Raw genomic sequence first — 1,308 nt, 5'->3', positions numbered from 1 at the left:
TATATAACAGTTTTGTTCTTCAACGATAAGAACAGAATTTAGTATATGAAATTCACATTTATAAAACATCTATTGGCGGGCGCTTGTTCGTCAAACACAAAAGCAATTGAGAGGGGGTTATATGTTAAACAAATTCCAACAAAAACTGCATTTCACTAAGCAAGAATTCGATTATGACAATGATCTAGGTGCAAACATTCAACAGGAAGTCATTCTCTTTTCTGAATGGGCTGATGTGCAGAATGTCAGTGAGCAAGCGGAACTGAATGGTGTTCAGCTTGTGGAACTTGGATATTCGCATACGGCAAAGACACGTTGGATTAGTGGGGTTTCATCAAAGATGAAGTGTCACAGAAACCTACGTCAGCCAGACAGAAGCATCTTAAAGCAATCGTTCATCGTGACGGCCTACGAACCAATAGGCCAAGACAACAAGTACATGCTTTTGAAGCTGTCACAGGTGGTGGCTAGCTGATGGCGATAGAAATCAAAATCAATGAGGGGTTGAGCATAGATACAGAGTCACAGAAGCGCGCTTTGAAGGCTGTAGGTAGCCTGTTCATCAAGGAATGTAGGAAGGTGCTTAACGCGCCAACCTCGCAGTTCTCAGAGGCATCTTTGCCGCACAACGTATCAGGCTTATTAAGCCGCTCGATACGCTTTAAGGTGACTTCTCGCAAAGGCGATGTGTTCGTAAGGATCTCAGCAAACACACGTTACGCAACAGCTTTGTTTAGTGGATCGCCTGAGAGGCATACAGTTGCGCGTGATTTGTTTGCGTATGTGATGAACAAGCTAAAGCCTCAACTGAATCAGGTTATAAGTGAAGCTATTAAGTTAGACTGATGTTTTGCGGAAATGCGGAAATGCTTTGCGGAAAATGTATAATTTCCGCAAAAAAAGAGGTGGTCTTGCGGAATTTGCGGAATTTTTGCGGAATTTTCCGCAAAGCTTTTTTGGTCATTTTTGCACCAAAAACCCTATTTTTCCCCTTATTTCTTTATATTTTATAAGAAAAATATATATTTTAAGTATATTTTATATAAAAGTAAGTGTCATTGTTCTTTTGCGGAAAATGGCGACATTGGTAGGAGAAAGCAAAAAACAAGCTATTTTGTCCTATTCTGTGGCGGTAGTGTTTTTTTTCCGCAATTCCGCAAAAGAAGTCATATCAGAGATATAAACTACGTAGTTAACTCGCCTGACCTACCCATAAATAATTACATAAGAACAATGCGAAGCAGAGCAAAACATTTAATTTTTAATTATTGATGTTAGATTGTCTGTTTTGTTATTTTAAAAAAGAAG

Annotated in this window: 3 protein-coding genes; all 3 read left to right on the top strand. The window is 39.1% G+C overall.

Annotation, left to right across the window (positions count from 1 at the left end; genetic code table 11):
• Nucleotides 1-121 precede the first annotated feature (121 nt).
• Genes GFR01_RS15490 through GFR01_RS15645 form a run of 3 tightly spaced genes read left to right on the top strand, consistent with a single transcriptional unit; the run spans nt 122 to nt 1,183 of the window.
• Nucleotides 122-475: a hypothetical protein gene (locus GFR01_RS15490; protein ID WP_099183171.1), complete on the top strand. Its 354-nt coding sequence runs from the start codon at nt 122-124 to the stop codon at nt 473-475.
• Nucleotides 475-846: a hypothetical protein gene (locus tag GFR01_RS15485; protein WP_099183170.1), complete on the top strand. Its 372-nt coding sequence runs from the start codon at nt 475-477 to the stop codon at nt 844-846. Before GFR01_RS15490 ends, GFR01_RS15485 begins: the two co-directional genes overlap by 1 nt.
• 34 nt (nt 847-880) lie before the next feature.
• A complete protein-coding gene (locus tag GFR01_RS15645) occupies nt 881-1,183 on the top strand; it encodes a hypothetical protein (RefSeq protein ID WP_145994600.1) in 303 nt (100 codons plus the stop codon).
• The last annotated feature ends 125 nt before the right edge of the window (nt 1,184-1,308 follow it).

It is taken from the genome of Gluconobacter frateurii (genome assembly GCF_002723955.1).
In the GTDB taxonomy this organism is placed as follows: domain Bacteria; phylum Pseudomonadota; class Alphaproteobacteria; order Acetobacterales; family Acetobacteraceae; genus Gluconobacter; species Gluconobacter frateurii.
Note: the sequence above shows the minus strand (reverse complement) of the source record. Positions and strands in the feature narration are given on the sequence as shown.